The sequence below is a fragment of the Billgrantia zhangzhouensis genome, assembly GCF_021404465.1.
Taxonomy (GTDB): domain Bacteria; phylum Pseudomonadota; class Gammaproteobacteria; order Pseudomonadales; family Halomonadaceae; genus Halomonas; species Halomonas zhangzhouensis.
Genome location: NZ_JABFTT010000004.1, coordinates 322509 through 343276 on the forward strand (window position 1 = coordinate 322509; position 20768 = coordinate 343276).

Annotated in this window: 18 protein-coding genes; 13 read left to right on the plus strand and 5 right to left on the minus strand. The window is 63.0% G+C overall.

Annotation, left to right across the window (positions count from 1 at the left end; all coding sequences use genetic code 11):
- Window positions 1–43: 43 nt before the first annotated feature.
- The 3 genes from HOP51_RS07005 to flgA form a co-directional block, all read right to left on the minus strand.
- Window positions 44–493 (minus strand): flagella synthesis protein FlgN, encoded by a 450-nt coding sequence (locus HOP51_RS07005; RefSeq protein ID WP_234273216.1) that lies wholly within the window; start codon window positions 491–493, stop codon window positions 44–46.
- Window positions 490–771, minus strand: a complete 282-nt coding sequence (gene flgM, locus HOP51_RS07010) for a flagellar biosynthesis anti-sigma factor FlgM (protein WP_234273217.1) — start codon at window positions 769–771, stop codon at window positions 490–492. The genes HOP51_RS07005 and flgM overlap by 4 nt, the downstream gene beginning before the upstream one ends.
- Window positions 772–1172: 401 nt before the next feature.
- Window positions 1173–1862, minus strand: a complete 690-nt coding sequence (gene flgA / locus HOP51_RS07015) for a flagellar basal body P-ring formation chaperone FlgA (RefSeq protein ID WP_234273218.1) — start codon at window positions 1860–1862, stop codon at window positions 1173–1175.
- A 185-nt stretch (window positions 1863–2047) separates the two neighbouring features.
- Between flgA and flgB the strand changes: the two genes are divergently transcribed.
- From flgB to HOP51_RS07085, 13 genes are all read left to right on the plus strand, one after another.
- Window positions 2048–2461 (plus strand): flagellar basal body rod protein FlgB, encoded by a 414-nt coding sequence (gene flgB / locus HOP51_RS07020; protein ID WP_234273219.1) that lies wholly within the window; start codon window positions 2048–2050, stop codon window positions 2459–2461.
- A 31-nt stretch (window positions 2462–2492) separates the two neighbouring features.
- Window positions 2493–2900, plus strand: a complete 408-nt coding sequence (gene flgC / locus HOP51_RS07025; RefSeq protein WP_234273220.1) for a flagellar basal body rod protein FlgC — start codon at window positions 2493–2495, stop codon at window positions 2898–2900.
- Window positions 2901–2902: 2 nt separating this feature from the next.
- Window positions 2903–3595: a flagellar hook assembly protein FlgD gene (locus HOP51_RS07030; RefSeq protein WP_234273221.1), complete on the plus strand. Its 693-nt coding sequence runs from the start codon at window positions 2903–2905 to the stop codon at window positions 3593–3595.
- A gap of 56 nt (window positions 3596–3651) precedes the next feature.
- Complete coding sequence (locus HOP51_RS07035; RefSeq protein ID WP_234273222.1) at window positions 3652–5211, plus strand: flagellar hook protein FlgE; 1560 nt, start codon at window positions 3652–3654, stop codon at window positions 5209–5211.
- 20 nt (window positions 5212–5231) lie between these two features.
- The gene (locus HOP51_RS07040; protein WP_234273223.1) at window positions 5232–5987 is read left to right on the plus strand and encodes a flagellar basal body rod protein FlgF; all 756 of its coding nucleotides are present in this window, start codon (window positions 5232–5234) and stop codon (window positions 5985–5987) included.
- 93 nt (window positions 5988–6080) lie between these two features.
- Window positions 6081–6863: a flagellar basal-body rod protein FlgG gene (flgG, locus tag HOP51_RS07045; RefSeq protein ID WP_234273224.1), complete on the plus strand. Its 783-nt coding sequence runs from the start codon at window positions 6081–6083 to the stop codon at window positions 6861–6863.
- A 91-nt stretch (window positions 6864–6954) separates the two neighbouring features.
- Window positions 6955–7614: a flagellar basal body L-ring protein FlgH gene (locus HOP51_RS07050; RefSeq protein ID WP_407061784.1), complete on the plus strand. Its 660-nt coding sequence runs from the start codon at window positions 6955–6957 to the stop codon at window positions 7612–7614.
- A gap of 21 nt (window positions 7615–7635) precedes the next feature.
- Complete coding sequence (locus tag HOP51_RS07055; protein WP_234273226.1) at window positions 7636–8775, plus strand: flagellar basal body P-ring protein FlgI; 1140 nt, start codon at window positions 7636–7638, stop codon at window positions 8773–8775.
- Window positions 8775–9905 carry a flagellar assembly peptidoglycan hydrolase FlgJ gene (flgJ, locus tag HOP51_RS07060; RefSeq protein ID WP_234273227.1) on the plus strand — a complete coding sequence of 377 codons (1131 nt, stop codon included), beginning with the start codon at window positions 8775–8777 and terminating at the stop codon, window positions 9903–9905. Before HOP51_RS07055 ends, flgJ begins: the two co-directional genes overlap by 1 nt.
- A 202-nt stretch (window positions 9906–10107) precedes the next feature.
- On the plus strand, window positions 10108–12042 hold the full coding sequence (gene flgK / locus HOP51_RS07065; RefSeq protein ID WP_234273228.1) for a flagellar hook-associated protein FlgK: 1935 nt from the start codon (window positions 10108–10110) through the stop codon (window positions 12040–12042).
- 20 nt (window positions 12043–12062) lie between these two features.
- Window positions 12063–13364, plus strand: a complete 1302-nt coding sequence (gene flgL / locus HOP51_RS07070) for a flagellar hook-associated protein FlgL (protein WP_234273229.1) — start codon at window positions 12063–12065, stop codon at window positions 13362–13364.
- A gap of 379 nt (window positions 13365–13743) precedes the next feature.
- Window positions 13744–14565, plus strand: coding sequence for a helix-turn-helix transcriptional regulator (locus tag HOP51_RS07075; protein ID WP_234273274.1), 822 nt, complete (start codon window positions 13744–13746; stop codon window positions 14563–14565).
- A gap of 98 nt (window positions 14566–14663) precedes the next feature.
- Complete coding sequence (locus tag HOP51_RS07085; RefSeq protein WP_267957635.1) at window positions 14664–19643, plus strand: autotransporter domain-containing protein; 4980 nt, start codon at window positions 14664–14666, stop codon at window positions 19641–19643.
- Window positions 19644–19696: 53 nt separating this feature from the next.
- On the opposite strand, the gene fliR is transcribed toward HOP51_RS07085, so the two are convergent.
- Both fliR and fliQ read right to left on the minus strand, forming a co-directional pair.
- The gene (gene fliR / locus HOP51_RS07090) at window positions 19697–20488 is read right to left on the minus strand and encodes a flagellar biosynthetic protein FliR (protein ID WP_234273230.1); all 792 of its coding nucleotides are present in this window, start codon (window positions 20486–20488) and stop codon (window positions 19697–19699) included.
- Window positions 20489–20495: 7 nt separating this feature from the next.
- Window positions 20496–20765 carry a flagellar biosynthesis protein FliQ gene (gene fliQ / locus HOP51_RS07095; RefSeq protein ID WP_234273231.1) on the minus strand — a complete coding sequence of 90 codons (270 nt, stop codon included), beginning with the start codon at window positions 20763–20765 and terminating at the stop codon, window positions 20496–20498.
- Window positions 20766–20768 lie beyond the last annotated feature (3 nt).

A 20768-nucleotide genomic window follows, 5' to 3' on the forward strand; every position in this document is an offset into this window, starting at 1 on the left:
GTCAAGCAGGGGGCGATACAGGCAGGGGCAGGAATGAAAGCGCCTAGACCGATGCGTCGATACGGCCCGACTGGGCGGCGACGCGGCCGCTGGAGTGGTACGTGGTTTTCTCGGCCACTCGGTGAATCATGTCGAGCAGGCTCGTGTTCTGCTCCATGCGCAGGCTGACCAGCTTGCCGTTCAATGCATTGAGGCGCTGTGCCTCGCGAGTGAGTTCCAGGGTCTGTCTCCAGGCCTGCCCGCAGCCGGCGTCGACAGCCGCCTGCTGGGCGCCTGCCGCTCCGTCCGCATAGCCGAGCCGACGCTGTACTCCCTGGCGTAGCGTTTCACTGGCTTCCACCCGCGACAACAGCTCCTGCTTGCGCTCGGCGATATCGGCAAGCGCCTTGCCATCGAGATCGGCATCGGCCAGCAGGGTGCGCTCACGCTCGAGTAGCTCGATGATGCCGCCGAGGCGTCGCTGCTGTTGCTGAAGAAGCTTCGCCAGGCTCATTCCGTGCGGCTCTCCGTCGCCAGTGATTCGATCAGGGCATCGGCGATACGCTCGGCCCGAATCTCCAGCCGTCCCTCGCGAATGGCCTCACGGATCTCCTCGACGCGTGCCATGTCGATGTCGCGCGAGGAGTCGGCAGCCTTCTGGCTGAGATGAGTGGCAGCCGATGGGCCGGGTTCCTGACGACCCGAAGACGTGGCGCCCTTGACCGGCTGGGTTTCTTCGCGCTGGCCCGTCTGGGGCGGGCGAGTCAGGGGATTCTGGCTGTTGATCTTCACGATAGTTGCCTCATGGCCGAATGCTTTTATCCGTTATCGGCAGTCCGGCAGATAACTTTAGGCTCTGTCTGAAAACTGCTTGCGCTTGGCCATACGGCGTTAAAAATCAGCTCAAAATACTCATTTACACCACGTAAACTCCGTCTTTGGACTCGCGACATCCATGTCGCTCGCTCTTCGAGCAGCGGAGCTGCCCAAATCGGCTTCCCTGCCGATTTGTCGCTGATTTTTGCCTTGCGACCCACATGGAGGTGGGAAGTGCGTTGGCCCGTAGGGAACGGGCCTAGCTCTGGCCTTCGCTCGCCGGCTTTTCAGACAGAGCCTAGGCTTTTCAAGCGATGCCCTTCTCGGGGGCGGCTCTCGGAGCGCTTCGAAGCATCCGCCAAATGCGCTGGGCGATGTCAGAAGTCTACGACAAGGACACCCTCTCCGACCACCTCTGCCGTTACCACTTCGCGGTTGTCGAAGCGGACTCGGACGCGGTCGCCCAGTCCGCCTGGTTCTAGCGCCTGGCCTTCACGTGAGATGCGAAAGGCCGCCCCCCGGGCTTCGACCGCGACTCGCTGATTTCTCTCCACGAGGGGCAGGTGGCGGAACTGGTGGGCCTGCAGCGGTTGGCCGGGCGGCAGGGCGCGGGTTGCCACCTGGCCGACGATCTCATCGGAATCGAGCAGGGTTCGGTTAGGCAGTTCGGCCAGGTTGCCTGATCGCGAAACGAGATGACCGTGGCGCACGGTTTCCCCCGCGGCCAGCGGAGCGGCAAGGACCGGATAGTCACCCATGGCCCCGACCTCCGCCTGCAGGTAGCGTACCTGGCGTCCATCGCTGCCGCAGCGTACGCCGACGGAGACGCGGCCCAGGGGAACATCTCCCGGGCGGGTGAGGAAGGGCTCGGGCGATTCGCAGGCCGGCAGTCTGGCGGAAGGGGGGCGCAGCTCGATGATGAGTTCGTCGCCCAGCATGCGCGCCTCTTCGTGTAGGAAGCCGTGTACGACTTGCAGCAGTTCGCTGTCGTCGGCCAAAGCGGCCGGTATCGCCAGCCAGCCAGCCAGGAAGAACGACAACAGCGGGGCGAAGCGGGTCAGGCGCATGGGGCAATGCCGTCCAGCAGGAAGGTGATGGCAGGATTCTAGCTGGCAGTGCGCGGCTGAAACAGCGGAAATGAACGAGGAAAACCGGCCTGTTCCTGCCATTGAAATGACAGCGGCATCGCTATTCTTCAACCTCAAGAAGTTCCGCATGTCTTCCATCTGGGTTTCGCACGGGGAGCGCCGGCATGATCGACCAGCTCGAGGCCGCCTTTAATTACCACCAGCAGGCGCTGGGCCTGCGCCAGCAGCGTCACCAAATCCTGGCGAGCAACATCGCCAATGCCGATACGCCAAACTACAAGGCGCGCGACATCGATTTCGCCAGCGAGCTGAAGAAGGCCGTCGAGCAGGGTCGCCCGGCTGGCGGCGGGTTGTCGCTGGCGCGTACCTCCGAGCGGCATCTGGCGGGTCAGGCTCCGGCAACGCCCAGGCAGGATTTGCTCTATCGCATACCCGACCAGCCAAGCCTGGATGGTAACACCGTGGACATGGATCGCGAGCGTACCCAGTTCGCCGACAACGCGGTGCGCTACCAGGCGGCGCTCACCATCATGAACAGTCGCATCCAGGGGCTGAAGAACGCCATGCAGCCGGAATAACAGGCCGGATCAAAGGAAGAGAGATCTTACCATGTCGATGTTTTCCGTGTTCGATATCGCCGGCTCGGCCATGAGCGCCCAGTCGCAGCGAATGAACGTCACCGCCAGCAACCTGGCCAATGCCGACAGCGTGGCCGGGCCGGATGGAGAAGCCTACCGAGCCAAGCAGGTGCTGTTCGAGTCGCGCCTGCAGGGCGGGCATGGCATTGGCGGTGTCGGCGTGCGTGAAGTGGTCGAGGATCCCTCGCCGCTGCGCATGGAGTACCGTCCCGAGCATCCGCTGGCCAATGAAGAGGGCTACGTGTCCATGCCCAACGTCGAGCCGGTGCATGAAATGGTTAACATGATTTCGGCATCGCGCTCCTATCAGGCCAACGTCGAGGTCATGAACACCAGCAAGCAGATGATGCTCAAGACACTCACGCTGGGCGAGGGCTGATCATGTCGACCACTATCGATTCGAATGCCGCCTCGCGGGTGAATCAGGGTGGCCCGGGGGCCCGCGATGCCGGCCAGGCCGCCGAGCTGCGCAACAACTTCATGACCCTGTTGATTACGCAGTTGCAGAACCAAGACCCGCTCAATCCCATGGACAACCATGAGATGACCAGCCAGTTGGCGCAGATCAACACCGTCAGCGGCATCGAAGAACTCAACGAGACGCTCTCCGGTATTACTGAGCAGATGAATGCCGGCCAGACCCTGCAGGCGACCGCCTTGATCGGCCAGGGCGTGCTGGTGCCGGGCGACCGTCTGCTGCTCGAGAAGGGTGAAGACGGCGAAGTATATACCACGCCATTCGGTATCGAGCTGCCCCAGTCGGCCGACAACGTAAGCGTGGTGATCACCAATGCCAGCGGCCAAGTGATCAATCGCTACGACATCGGGCCGGTCGAGGCGGGCGTGGAGTCATTCACCTGGAATGGCCAAACCAGCGAGGGTGAGGCGGCTGTGTCGGGCGCCTATCACGTGCGCATCGAGGCCACCAGCGGCGACAAGATGCTGGACGCCACCACGCTCAACTACGCCATTGTCGGCGGTGTCACGCCGCCTGACAAGAACGGCGGCGTGAGACTGGATCTGGGTGGTGTCTATGGCCAGGTCACCCTCGATCAGGTCAAGCAGATTCTTTGATTTCGCTAAGAACCGCGCATAGCGGCACATTCAGCCGGTAGGCAGAGGAACGAAACATGAGTTTTTCACAAGCATTGAGCGGGTTGAATGCCCAGTCGCAGAGGCTGGGTACGATCGGTAACAACATCGCCAACTCCCAGACAGTGGGGTTCAAGGGCTCCAGCGTCCAGTTTTCGGATGTCTTCGCCAACTCCCGGGTCGGCTTGGGTACCCGGGTCTCGACGGTGCTGCAGAACTTCAACGAGGGCAATATCGAGTCCACCAACCGCAACCTGGATCTGGCGGTGGCCGGTGATGGCTTCTTCCGCTACATGGATACCAGCGGCGAGGTGGTCTACTCGCGCAATGGCCAACTGATCATGCAGGCCAACGGCGACCTGGTGAATGCCCAGGGCTTTCAGATCATGGGTTACGGGCTCAATGCTCAGGGACAGGTGCAAGTGGGTGGCCAGCCGGTACCGCTGAACATCTCCGCCGAGGAACTGGGCGCCAACGCCACCACCAATGCCACCACGGTGCTCAACCTCGATGCGCGGGAAAACGTGGGTAACGAACTCAGCGTTGCTGAAGTCGGCGGCACCGAGATCAGCTACCACTACGCCAACAACTTCACCGTCTACGATTCGTTGGGCAACCCGGTTAACACCACCGTCTATTACGAGAAGGTGGGCGACAACCTGTGGCAGGCCAAGGTCGTGGCCGATGGCAACTACGATGCCGGCAACGATTTCATGATGCGGTTCAATTCGAACGGTACGCTGGTCGGTGCCGGCGAACCGATCGACCAGGCCCTGGTGGATGCCTTGGCCGACGCCCAAACCAACCTGACCGACGCCCAGGCCAACCTGTCGGCTTTGCAAGGGGTGCTGAGTGAGCTTGCGTCTCTGGGCCAGGACGACTGGGATGATATCGGCCCGGATTGGGAAAGTTACTTGCGTGACTTGAGTGACAATCCCGCCGTCCAGGCGGCGATTACCGATATCGATGAGAATGACATGGATGAACTGGCAGTTGTCATGGCCAGCTTGCAGGCCAGCGCCGACGACGCGCAGACCAGCGCCGCCGACGCGCAGGCCGCGCGCGACCTTGCCAGCCAGGCCGTGAACGATGCCGTTGGCAGCCTTACGGGCAACCAAGTCGCACTGACCTTTGCCTCCACCAGTGGCGCCGAGGACATCGAGTTCAACCTCAACCTTGCTGGTTCCACCCAGTTCGGCAATAGCTCCACCGTCAGCCAACTGACCCAGAACGGTTACACCTCCGGCACCCTGGTGGGCATCACCATCGAGGAAGACGGCACCATCATGCGCAACTACTCCAACGAGGAATCGCGCCCGGCGGGGCAGATCACCCTGGCCAGCTTCCGCAACCCCGAGGGCCTGATTCCCATGGGCGATAACGTCTGGCGCGCTTCGGCCGAGTCCGGCCAGGAACTGGTCGGTGCGCCAGGAACCGGCATGCTGGGCAGCATCGTGGCCAGCGCGGTCGAGACCTCCAACGTCGACATGGCGCGTGAGCTGGTGGATATGATCGTGGCGCAGCGGGCCTACCAGGCCAACTCGCAGACGATCAAGACTCAGGACGAACTCCTGCAGACCGTCATCAACCTGCGCTAAGCGAATAGGGTAGCCGAGTCATGGATCGCATCCTCTATACCGCCATGAGCGGGGCCAAGCAGAGCATGGATCAGCAGGCCGTGGTCAGCCACAACCTATCGAACGTCTCGACCAGCGGCTTTCGCGCCCAGCTACATGCCATGCGCGCCGTGCCGGTGCAGGGCGACGGCTTGTTGTCCACCCGTGTTTCCGTGGCGGCTTCCACCCCGGGTAGCGACTTCAGCGCGGGGCCCATCACGCGTACCGGGCGCGGGCTGGACGTGGCCATGGAGGGCAATGCCTGGCTGGCCGTGCAGGCCGACGATGGCACCGAGGCCTATACCCGCCGCGGCGATCTGGAAGTCGACGGCGACGGCCTGGTGACCGTGCTGGGGCGCCCGGTGATCGGTGAGGGCGGCCCGATCATCGTGCCGCTGGGTTCCAGCGTCTCGGTGGGCGCCGATGGCACCTTGAGCGCCATCGGGGAGGGAGAGGGCCCCGAAGCCCTGGTAGACGTGGGCCGTCTCAAGCTCGTCACACCCGAGCAGGCCCTGCAGCGTGGCGACGACGGCCTGTTCCGCATGCCGCCCGATGCCGAAGGCGAAGTGGCGGCACTCGTGGCCGATGAGGAAGCCCGAGTCGTCAGCGGCGCGCTGGAGGGCAGCAATGTCAGTGCGGTAGAGGCCATGGTGGCGATGATCGACGTGGCCAGGCGCTACGAAATGCAGATGAAGGTCATCAGCACCGCCGACGAAAACGCCCAGCGGGCCAATAACCTGCTCTCTATTCAGGGCTGAGGGCCTTCTATACAAGGGCTGAGGGCTCTCCACCCAAGGTTAAAAGGTATCCAATCTCGGGCTGACGGCCCGTGGGGGTCGAGGAAACGTATCATGATCAAGTCACTGTGGACGGCCAAGACTGGCCTGGAGTCGCAGCAGGTCAAACTGGACGTCATCTCCAACAACTTGGCCAATGTCAGCACCAATGGCTTCAAGCGCTCGCGGGCGGTGTTCGAGGACCTGCTCTACCAGAACCTGCGCCAGCCCGGCGCGCAGAACAACGTGCAGAATCGCCTGCCCTCGGGTATGCAGGTCGGCACCGGCGTGCGCCCGGTGGCCACCGAGCGCCTGCACACCCAAGGTGGCGTGGAGCACACCGGCAACTCGCGTGACCTGGCGATCAACGGCAACGGCTTCTTTCAGGTGTTGCTGCCGGATGGCACCACCGCCTACACCCGCGACGGCAGCTTCCAGCTCGACGAGAATGGCCAGATGGTCACCGCCAACGGCTATCCGCTGGAGCCGGCGATCATCATTCCTGACAACGCCCTGTCGATCTCAATCGGTGAGGACGGTATCGTCTCGGTGACCCAGCCCGGCGTGAACCAGTCGCTGGAAGTGGGCCAGATCAACATCTCCACCTTCGTCAACCCAACCGGCCTGGAGAGCGTCGGCGGCAACCTCTACCTGGAAACCACCGCCTCGGGTCCACGCAATGAGACCATGCCGGGAATGAACGGCGCCGGGCGGCTGTTCCAGAATTACGTCGAAACCTCCAACGTCAACGTGGTGGAGGAGATGGTCAGCATGATCCAGACCCAGCGGGCCTATGAAATCAACAGCCGTGCCGTGCAGACCAGCGACGAGATGCTGGCGCGCCTGAGCCAGCTATGATCGTCGACACATTGAACCTCCTGGACCACGAGCGTAGGGCCGGAAGCGAGTGAGAATGAAAGGTACGAGTTTGGCGGCCCCGCGAGTGGCCATGGCGATTCTTGCCATTGCGATGTTGGCCTTGGGTGGATGTGCCCAAGTGCCGCGTGCCTCGGTGGTGGGGGAGCAGGAGCAGATCAATATCATCGAACCGCCGCCGCGGCTGGCCAATGGCTCCATCTATCAGGGCCATCGTGGATCGCAGCCGCTGTTCGAGGATCGCCGTCCGCGCATGGTGGGCGATATCTTGACCATCGTATTGGATGAGCAGGTCAGCGCCAGCAAGAACTCACAGTCCAATGCGAATCGCAACGCCTCCTCCGGCTTGAGCTTTGATCAGCAGTCCGATGCGCTGGATGCGCTGGCCAACCTCGGTTTCGATATCTCTGCCGCCGGCGATGTCGGCTTCTCCGGCGGCGGTGGCTCCCAGGCCAGCAACAGCATGACCGGTACCATTACCGTCTCGGTGCTCGAGGTAATGCACAATGGCAACCTGCGGGTACGTGGCGAGAAGCAGATCGGCATCAACCAGGGCGTCGAGTTCATTCGCTTCTCCGGGGTGGTCAATCCGCGCACTATCACCGGACAGAATACCGTGTCTTCCACGGCGGTGGCCGATGCGCGTATCGAGTACGTGGGCAACGGCTATATCAGCGAGGCGCAGCATATGGGCTGGCTGCAGCGCTTCTTCCTGAACATTTCGCCTTTCTGAGCGGCCGCGAGCGAGGCGACCATGACGACTCCCATGAAGTTCAAGCCAAACCGTTCTCCCTCCTTGGTGGCAAAGCTCCTGTTACTGGCATGTTTATGCCTGCTGGCGTTGCCGGCCCAAGCCGAGCGCATTCGTGAAATCGCCAACTTTGCCGGCGTTCGCGACAACGTACTGGTCGGCTATGGCCTGGTGGTCGGGCTCGACGGCACCGGCGACCAGACCATGCAGGCGCCGTTCACCGGGCAGAGTCTCACCAACATGCTCTCCCAGCTTGGCATCACCGTGCCGCCGGGCACCAACATGCAACTGCGCAACGTGGCGGCGGTGATGGTCACCGCCGATCTGCCGCCGTTCTCGCGTCCGGGGCAGCGGTTGGACGTCAACGTTTCCTCGATCGGCAACGCCCGCAGCCTGCGTGGCGGCACCCTGCTGATGACCCCGCTCAAGGGGGCCGATGGCGACACCTACGCGATTGCCCAAGGCAACCTGCTGGTGGGCGGAGCGGGGGCGGCCGCGGGCGGTGCCCAGGTGCAGGTCAACCAACTGGCTGCGGGACGCATTGCCGGCGGGGCCATGGTCGAACGCGAGGTACCGCTGGATCTTGGCGCCAATGCCGGTTTGCTCGAACTCGAACTCAAGCAGACCGACTTCGGTACCGTGCAGCGGGTGGTCAACGCCATCAACGATGAGTTTGGCCGCCCGGTGGCGGCGGCGCGGAACGGTCGGGTCATCGCACTGGATGGCCCCGCGAACCCCAACTCCCGGGTCAACTTCATGGCTCAGGTGGAAAACATTCGCGTCACACCCATGGAGGCCCCGGCCAAGGTCGTGTTCAACGCCCGCACCGGCTCCGTGGTGATGAACAGCGCCGTGACACTGCGGCGTGCCGCCGTGGCCCACGGCAACCTGTCGATCGTCATCGATAGCCGCTTCCTGGTCAGCCAGCCGGCCCCGTTCGGCGAAGGTGAAACCGTGGTCGTGCCCGATACCGAGATCGAACTGCAGGAACAGGATGCCTACCTGCGCGTCGTCGAAGGCGCCGACCTGGTCGATGTGGTCAATGCCCTCAACGCGCTTGGTGCCACGCCCAGCGACCTGATGGCAATCCTCGAGGCACTCAAGGCTTCCGGTTCGCTGCGCGCCGACCTGGAGATCATCTGATGAGCATTCAGGACATGGGCAGCCAGTTCGCCCTCGACGTGCAGGGGCTCGAGCGGCTCAAGCATACTGCGCGCAACGACGAGGCGGCCGGTTTGCGCGGCGCGGCCCAACAGTTCGAGGCGCTGTTCCTGCAGATGATGCTCAAGAGCATGCGCGACACCGTTCCCTCGGGTGGCCTGCTCGACAGCCAGCAGACCGAGTTCTACCAGTCGCTGCTCGACCAGCAGTGGGCGCAGACCATGGCGGGGCGGGGTATCGGCTTGGCCGATCATCTGGTGGCACAGTTGGAAGGCCAGTTGGGAACCTCGACCCCACGCTCCGGCGTGGCGGATCGCGAACTGAGTGAACTCATCGCCGGCATCCCGCGCGGCACGCCCCGGGTACTCCAGGATGCCTTGCAGCCCGCACGCGAGAGGGAAGAGAAGCTTACCGAACGGCATGCTGCGGACCCGGGGCAAGAAACAGAGCGGGTCGCCATGCCGGCCAGCTTCCTCGATGAGCTCGAGAGCGTGCGCGGCGGCTTCATGGCGGCACTCGATGCCACGCTGCCCGCCTCAGCGTCCGCTGCACAGGCAGGCAGCCCGGCGGCGCCGGCAGGGGCGAACGCCCGCTCCGGCTCGACCGACCGGGGGCCTGAGTATGTACAGCGTTTCATGGAGCGGCTCTCGGCGCCCGCCCAAGCCGCCAGCCGCAAGACCGGTGTGCCGGCCGAGCTGATTCTGGCCCAGGCGGCCCTGGAAACCGGCTGGGGGCGCCACGAGATTGCCACGGCCGATGGTCGCAACAGCTATAACCTGTTCGGTATCAAGGCGGGCAGCAGTTGGAAAGGGCGTACTACCGACATCGTGACCCATGAATACATCAATGGTCAGCGTACCCGGGTCGTCGATAGCTTCCGCGTCTACAACTCGTTCGAAGAAGCCTTCACCGATTATGCGCGGCTGATCGGGACCAACCCCCGCTATGCCGAGGTGACGACGGCAGGCAGCCCGGAGCAGGCGGCCAGGGCGCTGCAGGCGGGCGGCTACGCCACCGACCCGGCCTATGCCGACAAGCTGATCGCGGTGATGAACGGCATGGGGCCGATGCAGGCGCAGCGCGGCGACTCGCTGGTCTTTTTCAGCTATTGATCCCTAGGTTTGTACGAAAAGTCGGCGAGCGATGGCCAGACAAGGCAAAAATCGGCGAAAAGACGGAGTTTACGGGGTGTAAATGAGTAGTTTGAGCCGATTTTTAACGCCGTATGGGCGAGCGCAGACAGTTTTCGTACAGAGCCTAAAGTTCCGGCTGGACGGGCCGATATAACGGACATTGGCGAAAGGAAACGACACCATGAGCATCCTATTTTCCGTTGGCCTGAGCGGTTTGAATGCCGCCCAGAACGCGCTGAACACTACCGGCAACAACATCAGCAACGTCTATACGCCCGGTTATAACCGGGAGCTGACGATTTTTGGCCAGAGCCGTGCCGATGCCGGCGTGCAGGTCAATGACATTCAGCGCCAGTACAACCAGTACGTGGCCTCGCAGCTCAACGCCGCGACCAGTGCCTCCAGTGCGTTGAGAACCTACGAAAACCAGATCAGCCAGATCGACAACCTGCTGGCCGACCGCGAGGCCGGCCTGGCGCCGCTGATGCAGAACTTCTTCTCGTCGCTGGAGGATCTCGCCGGTGCGCCGTCCGACCCGGCTGCGCGCCAGGGGTTACTCGGTACCGCCGACACGCTGACGGCCCAATTCCGCGCGTTCGATAGCTACCTGCAGGACATGCAGGAGGGCATCAACGGCCAGATCAGGGACGAAGTCACCCAGATCAACAACATGACCGAGCAACTTGCGACCCTCAATCGCGAGATCGCACTGGCCCGCGCACGCAGCGGCGAGGCGCCCAACAGCCTGCTCAATCAGCGCGACCACCTGGTGCATGAGCTAAGCGAGCGCATGGACATTCGCTTGAACATCCAGGATGGCAAGAGCTACAACATCAGCCTGCCCAACGGCCAGCCGCTGGTGTCGGGCACCAATCACTATCGTCTGGAGGCGATGGACTCGCCCCACGACCCGCAGCGTACCGTGCTGGGCTATCGCGACTCCAGCGGCAACCTGGTATCGCTGCCGGAAAACACCATTCAGGGCGGCACCCTGGGCGGCCTGATGACCTTCCGCGCCGAGACGCTGGACAAGACCCAGAACCAGATCGGTCAACTGGCCGTATCGCTGGCGGTGGGTTTCAACGAGCAGCATCGCCAGGGCATTGACCTCAATGGCGAGCAGGGTGAGGACTTCTTCGGTATCGGTCAGCCCCAGGCCTACTCCAACGAGCGCAATAGCGGCGGGGTGGAGGTCGTTGAGGCGAGCTTCGATACGGCCAATATCGACAAGCTGCGCGCCACCGATTACACGGTACGCTTCACCGGTGGTGAGCCGCAGGTGATTCGCAAGGATAACGGTCAGGCCGTGCCGGCCGATGAGATCGACTGGGATGCCGGTTCCTCGACCCTCAGCTTCGGCGGCATCACACTGGAATTCAGCGGTACTCCGGCTGACGGCGACCGCTTCGAGGTGCAGCCGGTACGCCGCGCCGCGGCCAATTTCGAGGCGCTGATCAGCGACCTGGACAAGATCGCGGCGGGTGATCCGACGGGCGAAGGGGGGAGCGCGCTTCATTCCTTCAAAAGTTCGGGCGATCTGGATGTTAGTGGCCTCAGCGTAACGTCAGGAGCTTTTTCCAACAGCAAGGAATACCAGCTCGAGGTGGACTCGGACGGTACGTTGTCACTGACACCTGCGGCAACGATTAGAGTTAATGGTGAGGTCTTCGATGCGTCTACTGAGGAATTGGCGGCCGGGGACACCATCGTTATAGATGGCATCACTTTTACGCTTGGCGAACTTCCTGAAGAAGGTGAAACGGCGACCTTGACGGTCACCCAGAACATCATTGCTGCCACCGGCGACAACCGTAATGCTCTGGCGCTACAGGACCTGCAGAACAAGGCGTTGGTGGGCGGTCGCGCAACAGTCAGCCAAGCCTACGCGGGCATGATCAGCGATGTCGGCAACCGCACCAATATCGTGCAGGTCAACCTCGATGCGCGCCAAGGGCTCACCGATCAGCTCAAGGCGGTGCAGCAGTCCGAGTCCGGCGTCAACCTGGACGAGGAGGCCGCCAATCTGATCCGCTATCAGCAGTTCTACATGGCCAACGCCAAGGTCATCGATACTGCCTCGACGCTGTTCGACACCATTCTTGGCTTGCGTAACTGATCTTCAGGGAGTCCAGTACGATGCGTATCAGCACCGTGACCATGTTCGATCAGAGCATGGCATCCATGAACCGGCAGCAGAGCGATTTCCTCAAGGTCAGTCAGCAGATCGCCAGCGGTCGTCGCGTGGTCAATCCGTCCGATGACCCTCAGGCAGCGTCGCGGGCGGTGGGCGTTTCCCAGTCCAAGGCGGTGACCCAGCAGTACGCCGATGCTCGGGTGACGGCGCGCAACTCCCTGGCTCAGTCCGAAAGTGTGCTCAACAGCGTTGCCGATGCCATTACCAGTGCCAAGACACTGCTGGTACAAGCGGCAAGCGACACCCTGAGCGATGTCGATCGCGAATCCGTGGCTGCGGATCTACGCGGTGTCTACGAGACGCTGATCGGTCAAGCCAATGCCACCGATGGCAACGGTCGCTACCTGTTCGGCGGCTATCAGGACAGCTCGCCGCCCTTTGCCCGTACCTCTGACGAGGGCATTTCCGGCGTCAGCTATATTGGCGACGAGAACACCCGCGAGCAGCGCATCGACGCCTCGCGGCTGATGCCGGTGGCCGACAACGGAAAAACCATCTTCCAGAGCATACCTTCAGGTGCCGGCTATGTGGCGCGGGCGGAGCGAGACAGCGCGCCCGGTGATCCGAGTTCTCTCGGCGTTCAAGATGGTTATTACGCCAACGCCGGTTCCGTGACCTTCACTGGCGGTCCGAGCCGTGTAGATCCGAATGCCGAGCATTTCGGCAAGCCATTCGAGCTGGAATTCTCGACCGATGAGGATGGTAATCCCGTCTTTTCCGTCCATGCCATTGAAGAAGATGGTAGCCGGACGCTCGTCGTTGATGATGAGGCCTATGAATCGGGCGAGACTGTCAGCTTCGGCGGTATTAGCATCACCCTGGAAGGCATGCCCGAAGAAGGCGATCAGATTCAAGTGCGTCCCGCCGATGACGAGGGCGCCAACCAGGATCTGTTCAAGACCCTCAAGGACGCCATCGATCTGTTGGAGATGGATCAGGAGGGTACCGCTGAGAACCGCGCTCACTTCCGCAACACCCTCAATACGGCGATGCGCGAACTGGACAATAGCCTCGACAACGTGCTGACCGTTCGCGCCTCCATGGGGGCGCGTCTCAACGAGCTGGACGTGGTCGACGCCGTTGGCGGTAACCGCATGATGAACTACGAGCAGACGCTGTCCGATTTGGTCGACCTCGATTACGCCCAGGCAATTTCCGAATACAGTCTGCGCCAGGTGGGCCTGCAGGCCGCCCAGAGGGCCTTCGTCGACATCAAGGGCTTATCGCTGTTCAACTTCCTGTAAGGTCATCGGCAGGGATGCCAAAGGGACGCTTCGAAGGACACCATTTCCCTGCAGACCTTATCGGTGTCAACCCATATGGTCTCTTTTCGCCGCTCCGGCTTGCCGGAGCGGTTTTTTTTTCGGCTATGACACATTCCGTCCATGAAATTAAGATAGGAATAAGAAAAATAATAGCGTTACAGAGACTGAGATGAGTTTAGTTCAATTTTCCACCCGTGTTTATCCGGAAGCGGATCGTTTAGAGGTGGCGCGGGATGTCTATGCTCCGATGGCGAGAGTCGAGCTTGGTGTGCCGCGCTCTGAAACACCCGATATCACGGTTCGGATGCGCTTTCTGCCAGGCGTTTCCATTGCATTCGCGGAGTGCTCCACGTTGAGGGTGAAGCGTGGTGGGGGGCAACTTGCCGATGGTAACGACAACATCTCCCTGCTGTTGAATCCCGGTGGCCTTGGGGGCTGGGCAAGCTATCAGCGCCACCTGCGTCACCTGGTGTGCCCGGCGGGATTTGGCTGCGTTGGCTTCAAGGATCGTCCCGGTCTGATGGATTTTCATGGGCAGCCTGGACAGCGGGCGCGCTTCATGAGTATAGATTTCCCCCGCGAGTTGCTGGCGCCACGGGTGGCCGACCTGGAGGATGCGGCCAGGGGGCGTCTCGTACCTGGCGAAGCGCTGCGTTTGCTCATGCGTCAGGCGCTCGAACTGACCCACTCTCCCGAGGCCCTATCGCCTGAACGGACCACGCAGGCGGCAGAGCAACTGCTGGATATGGCCACCCTGACGCTGGGTGGCACACGGGATGCCACGGAACTGGCGGTGAAGCGTGGCTTGAGCGCGGCGCGTCTGCGAGCCATCAAGGCCATGATGGCGGCTCATGCCAGTTACGGTGGTTTGTCGGTGAATTGGGTGGCCAAGCGCTACGGCATCTCGCCCGATTATGTTCGAGCCCTGTTCAAGCGCCAGGGCACCAGCTTTACCGACCACCTGCTCGAACTGCGTCTGCAACGAGCCTACCGACAGCTAGCTGGACAGCGACGAGGCGGCCGCCCGATCGTGGATGTTGCCTATTCGTCCGGTTTCAACAATCTTTCCTGGTTCTACCGTGCCTTCCGGCAGCGTTTCGGCATGACCCCAAAGGACGCCCGCAACGGCCTTTCCATTCAGGGGAATATGGGGGCTTTCTCTTCCCTGTTGTACCGCTGAGTGTAAGAACCGTTCGTTCCGCCCCGTTAGGGTATTGCCACGTGTATTGGCGCGCTGAAGACAAGCGCCTGATGACAAGGGCGGGGGGAACGCACAGAATGAACCATCACTACAAGCGTCTTTTCAATCGCAGCCTGAAGGTGTGGCAGGCCGTGCCGGAGACGGCTCGCGCGCGAGGCAAGAGCGGCTGGAGTGCAACGCAGCGCATTTGCCGGCCATTAATGAGTGCGATTGTGTGCAGGCGCTCATTACAGATAGGGGGCGTGGCGCTGGCACTGCTCATGCCGCCAGCCCTGGCCCAGACCCTCCCTTCTCCGCCTCACAGCAGCGGCGGCGAGAGTGCCAATGGCGGCGCTGGCGGTGGCATCGACGCGGATGGCGAAGGTATCGCAGGCAGCGCCGGCGGCGGTGGCGGCCCCGGTGCCGCTGGAGGCGCCGACGGTGGCGGAAGCGGCGGCAGCCACGGCAACGAGGGCGATCCCACTGGGGGCGACGGTGAGCACGGGGGCGGTCTGACTAGCGGTGGCGGCGGTGGCGGCCATGGTTACTTGGGGGAGGATATTCCCGCTGCTGACGACATCGCCGGGGGTAACGGCGGTAGGGGGAATTCTGGCGGCGGCGGCGGTGCCGGAGGCTATGGCGCCTTCGTCACCAATGGCGGAACGGCGGAAATCGCCGACAGCCAGTCGCTCCGGGGAGGCGATGGAGGGCTCGGCTCCTCTATCGACCGAGACAATCGCGGCAGGGGCGGCGACGGCGGTGCCGGCCTCTATTTCCAGGGGGACAGCCTGACGAACGCGGGCAGGCTCTCCGGGGGCTCGTCGGGTGACGGAAACGTAACCTGGGACTTGGACGGCGGCGACGGCGGTGCCGGCCTCATTTTCGATGGTCGCGAACTGATCAACCGAGGCACGATCTCGGGCGGCGACGGCGGGCCGGCTCGCCAGGGAGATGGCGGGTTCGGCGGCACCGGGCTGGATTTCAACGGTACGACCCTTGTTAACGACGACGACGGCACGATCTCCGGCGGCGCCGGTGGTCGCATGGAACATGACGAATTTGATGGCGGCGTCGGCGGCATCGGTCTTGTTTTCGATGGGAGCGATCTGACCAACCGGGGCAGTATCTTCGGCGGCGAAGGCGGGGCGGGAGCCGGGAACGACGGGGGTATCGGCCTCACCTTCTCTGGCGGTGAGTTGATCAACCAAGGCGCGATCTCCGGCGGGGATGGCGGAAGGGCACACTTGGGCACAGGCAGCGACGGCGGAGACGGCGGTGTCGGCATCATCGTCGAGGCCGATGGGGCCAGGATCGTCAATGAAGGCGCGATCTCCGGCGGCGATGGCGGGGAATCAGGTAATGGCGTCGGCGGAGCCGGCAATGTCGGCGTTATCGTCGAGGCCGACGGGGCCACGGTCGTCAACGCCGGCACCATCTCCGGCGGCTCGGGGCGCGGGCGCGCCGCTGCGCTGACCTTGAACGGGGGCGACGGAACGCTGGAACTGCGGGCGGGCTATGCCTTCCAAGGCGATGTGGTCGCAAACGGCGCTAACGCCACCCTGGCGCTGGGCGATGTCGAGCGCTTCGACGTGGAAGACCTGGGCAGCCTCTATAGCGGGTTCGAGAATTTCGTCAACCGCAGCGGCAGCGGTACCATGCTGACGGGCTATGACCGTGCAGGAACCGATTGGCTGGTTGAGCGCAACAGCGCGCTTCTTGTCGACACCGACAGCCTGCGCGGCGATGTGGAGGTCGAGAACAACGCGGTTATGGTTTTCAATCATGACTTCGATGGCGTCTACACTGGGGCGGTCTTTGGCGAAGGCATGGCGATCTTCGGCGAAGGTATTGAAGCCGGTACGCTGCTGCTGACCGGCGACAGTTCCGCCTTTTCGGGGGAAACGACCGTTTCCGGTGGCACATTGTTGGTAGGCGACGCCGACGGCATCGGCAGGCTCGGTGGCTCGATCACGGTCGCGGAAGGCGCCACACTCGGTGGTTCGGGCACGGTTGGCAGCTCGGGCTCCACCACGACGATTGCCGATGGCGGCATTCTTGCACCGGGCAATTCCATCGGCACGCTCGACTTCGGCGGCAGCCTTGTCCTTTCCTCTGGCTCGATCCTCGATTTTCAGCTTGGCGGTCCGGGCAGCGAGGATGACCCGGCCTCCGGGGTCAGTGATCGCATCCACGTCGCTGAAGACCTGACCCTCGACGGTACGCTCAATCTTTCGCAAAGCGGCGACGCGTCTGTTGGCGCGGCGGGATTCGGTTACTACCGACTGGTGACCTACGGCGGGGCTCTCGACGGTGACGGCCTGACGATGGAAGATACACCCGCCATCGACAATGCAGGCTATCGGCTCCTCACCGACACGGATGGCCAGTTCATCGATCTGTTCGTCGGCGCTCTGGGCGATGACCAATTGCAGCGCTGGCAGGGGGGCGACGGGGCCTGGACGGTCAGCGGCGAGACCTGGCGCAATATCGACAGTGATGGAATGGCGGGCGATATGGACGTTGCATGGGCGGGCAATACTGCCATTTTCGACGATGCGCCCGGCGGTACCGTTGTTGTCGAGGGCACACAAGGTTTTGCCGGACTGCAATTCCGTCATGGAGATTACGTTCTCGAAGGCAGCGGTCAGTTGCAGACCGATCCGGACGGCTCGGAGATCCGCGTCCTTGCCGAGCGGGCCGGGGTCGCAACGGCAATCACGGGCACGGGCGGCGTCGGCATCACCGGAGGCGGCACGCTAATCCTTTCTGGCAACAATCGCTATGAGGGTGGCACGACGCTGGCGGGCGGCACCACGCTTTCCGTGTCCGATGACACCAATCTCGGGCATGCCGATGGGGCTCTGACCTTCAATGGCGGCACGCTGACCACCACCGACAGTTTCGATAGCGCCCGCGATGTGGTACTCAGCGGCAACGGCCGCTTCGGCGTTGCCGACGACACCGCCCTCGGGCTGTCGGGCAATATCGCCGGTAGTGGCGATCTGCGCCTGGTTGGAAATGGTACCCTCGAACTCACCGGCACCAATGATTACGGCAATACCGTCGTCGAGGCCGGCACATTGCTCGGCAACGTCGAGGCGATCTCCGGCGATATCGCCAATGCCGGCACGGTGGTGTTCGGTCAGACGCGTAGCGGTTCCTTTGCCGGTGACATCGCCGGCCTGAACGGCACGGACGGAGACATGATCCTGCGCGGCGGAGGCTCGCTGACGCTCGGCGGCTTCTCTTCCCTCGACTGGGCCGTGGAGGACGGTACGCTGATCTCTGCCTCGGACCGTTTCACTGGCGATCTCGACGTCGCTGCAGGTGCTTCTTTCATCTTCGATCAGGACTATGACGGGGCCTATGCCGGCGCGTTTTCCGGCTCTGGCACCCTCGACTTCACCGGCGGTGGTCTTGTCGAGCTGACTGGCGACAGCTCCGGCTTTGCCGGCCTCACTGAAGTGACCGATACGACACTGGTTGTCAACGACACACTGAGCGGTTCTGCAATGATCGGCATGGACGGCGTGCTGGCCGGCGACGGCACCATCGGCTCGGGCACCGGCTCGATGGTGACGCTCGCTTCGGGCGCAACGCTCGCGCCGGGCAACTCCATCGGTGAGCTGACCGTCGACGGCGACCTAACCTTCGAGGCCGGCTCCCACTACGAGGTGGAAGTCGACCCTACCAGCGGCGACAGCGACCACACCCATGTCACTGGCACCGCCTTCCTCGAAGGCTCGGTGGTGCATATTGGTCTTGGCGAGTCGGACGATTACGCTCCCGAGAGCCGCTACCGCATCCTCAGTGCCGAGGGTGGGCTGGACGGCGAGTTCGGCGAGGTGACGTCCGCCTTCACCTTCCTCGATGCCGCGTTGATGTATGACACCGAGAGCGACCTCCACGGCGTGGACCTGACCCTGGAACGCAACGGTATCGATTTCGCCGACGTGGCCGGAACCCGCAACCAGCGCGCCACCGCCGGTGGCATCGACAGCCTGGCCGCCGGCCATGCCGTGTATGACGTCATCGTCACCCATGCCGGCAGCGAGGCTGAACTGCGCGAGGCCTATGACCGCCTCTCGGGTGAGCTGCATGCCTCGACCCATGGCGCACTGATCGAGGACAGCCGCCTGGTGCGCCAGGCCGCCAACGACCGGTTGCGCGCCGCCGATGGCGCGGCCACCGTACCGATGGTCATCGGCGACAATCCGGCCACCGACCCCACGGCTACCCCCTCTACCGCCTGGGTGCGCGCCATCGGCAACTGGGGCAGTAACGCCGGCGACGGCAACGCCGCCAGCCTCAACCGCGACACCTTTGGTGTCGCCGCCGGTGTCGACACCCAGGTCAGCGAGCGGGTGCGTGCCGGGGTGCTGACCGGTTACACTCGTGGCGATATCAGCATTGGCGGTGGACGCGGCAGCGCTGATGTCGACAGCGCTCACTTCGGCCTCTACGCTGGTGTCCGCCTCGATGATGACGAGAGCAGGGGCGAACTATCCCTGCGCGGCGGCGCCTTCTACGGCTACCATGAGGTCGACAGCCAGCGTCACGTCCAGGTCGGTACGCTCGGCGAGCGCCTCGAGGACGAACGCAGCGCACACACCCTGCACGCCTACGGCGAACTCGCCTACCGGGTCGACGCTGGCCCGGCGACCCTTGAGCCGTTCGTCAACCTGGCTCATGTCCACCAGCGCACCTCGAGCAGTGAGGAAAACGGCGGCAATACCGCGCTGCACAGCGACAGCCAGACCAGCGATACCAGCTTCGCGACCCTCGGCGTGCGGCCCAGTGTCGAGGTGAACATCGGTGACGCCGATGCCACCCTCTACGGCAGTGTCGGCTGGCGGCACGCCTTCGGCGACAACACCCGGGGCCTCGACCAACGCTTCGTCGGCGGCGATGCCTTCAGCATTGCCGGCACGCCGATCGCCGAGAACAGCGGGGTGGTCGAAGCCGGTGTCAGCGTGGCGCTCAACGAACGCACCTTGTTGGATCTCGCCTATGGCGGCCAGTACGGCGACGGCATGGAGGACCACGGTGCCCGGGCGACGTTCGAGTGGCGCTTTTAACCCTTCTATCCGGCCTAGGTAGTGGCCTTGTTGCCACCCAGGCATCATGAAGTTCAGGAAAGCGGCGCCAGCGCCTCGATCAGCGAATAGAGGAACTGGATGCCGTTGCTGAACAGGCGCTGCAGGAAGCGCGACATGTCGGTCATCAGCACCATCAGCAGCACCAGGCCGACGGTCAGCGAGGTGGGGAAACCGATATTGAACACCGTCAGTTGGGGGGCGGAGCGGTTGAGGATACCCATGGCCAGGTTGATGATCAGCAATGACCCCACCAGCGGCAGCGCCAGCGACATGCCGGCCACGAAGATAGTGCCGCCGTAGCGTACCAGCATTTCGAAGGCGGCAGGATTGAAGGCCCCGATGCCCACTGGCAAGCCATGGAAGCTCGAGACCAGTGCCTCCAGCACCATTAGATGCCCGCCCAAGGCCAGGAACATCAGCAGGGTGATCATGAAGAACACCCGCGACAAGATCATGGTGTTGGTGCCACTGCCGGCATCGAAAAAAGTAGCGAAGGCCAAGCCCATCTGCAGCCCGATGAACTCGCCGGCCGCCTGGACCACGGCGAAAACCACGTGCATCACCATGCCAATGGCAATGCCGATCAGCATCTGCTCCACCATGATACCGAACCCCGCCCAGGAAACGATGGGCACGTCGGGCATGGGTGGCAACACCGGGGCGATGACCAGGGTGACCAGGAAGGCCAGTGCGACCTTGGCCTGGTTGGGTACGCTCGAATGGCCCCATAGCGGTGCAGCGGAGAAGAACGCCAGGATTCGCACGAAGGGCCACAGCAATATCACCAGCCAGCCGTGCAGTTGGGCGAAGGTCACCTCGACCATGGATGGCTCACATCAGCATGCTGGGGATGCTGGTGAAAAGGGTGCGGGTGAAATCCACGATCAAACCGATCAGCCAAGGGCCGGCGAGCACCAGCACGGTGAAAACGCCGAGAATCTTTGGAATGAACGAGAGGGTCATCTCGTTGATCTGGGTAGCGGCCTGGAAGAGGCTAACGATCAAGCCGGTCAACAGTGCCGTGATCAGTAGCGGGCCGGCCAGGAACAGCGTGACGCGCATGCCCTGGTAGGCGATACCCATGACCATTTCCGGTGTCATCTC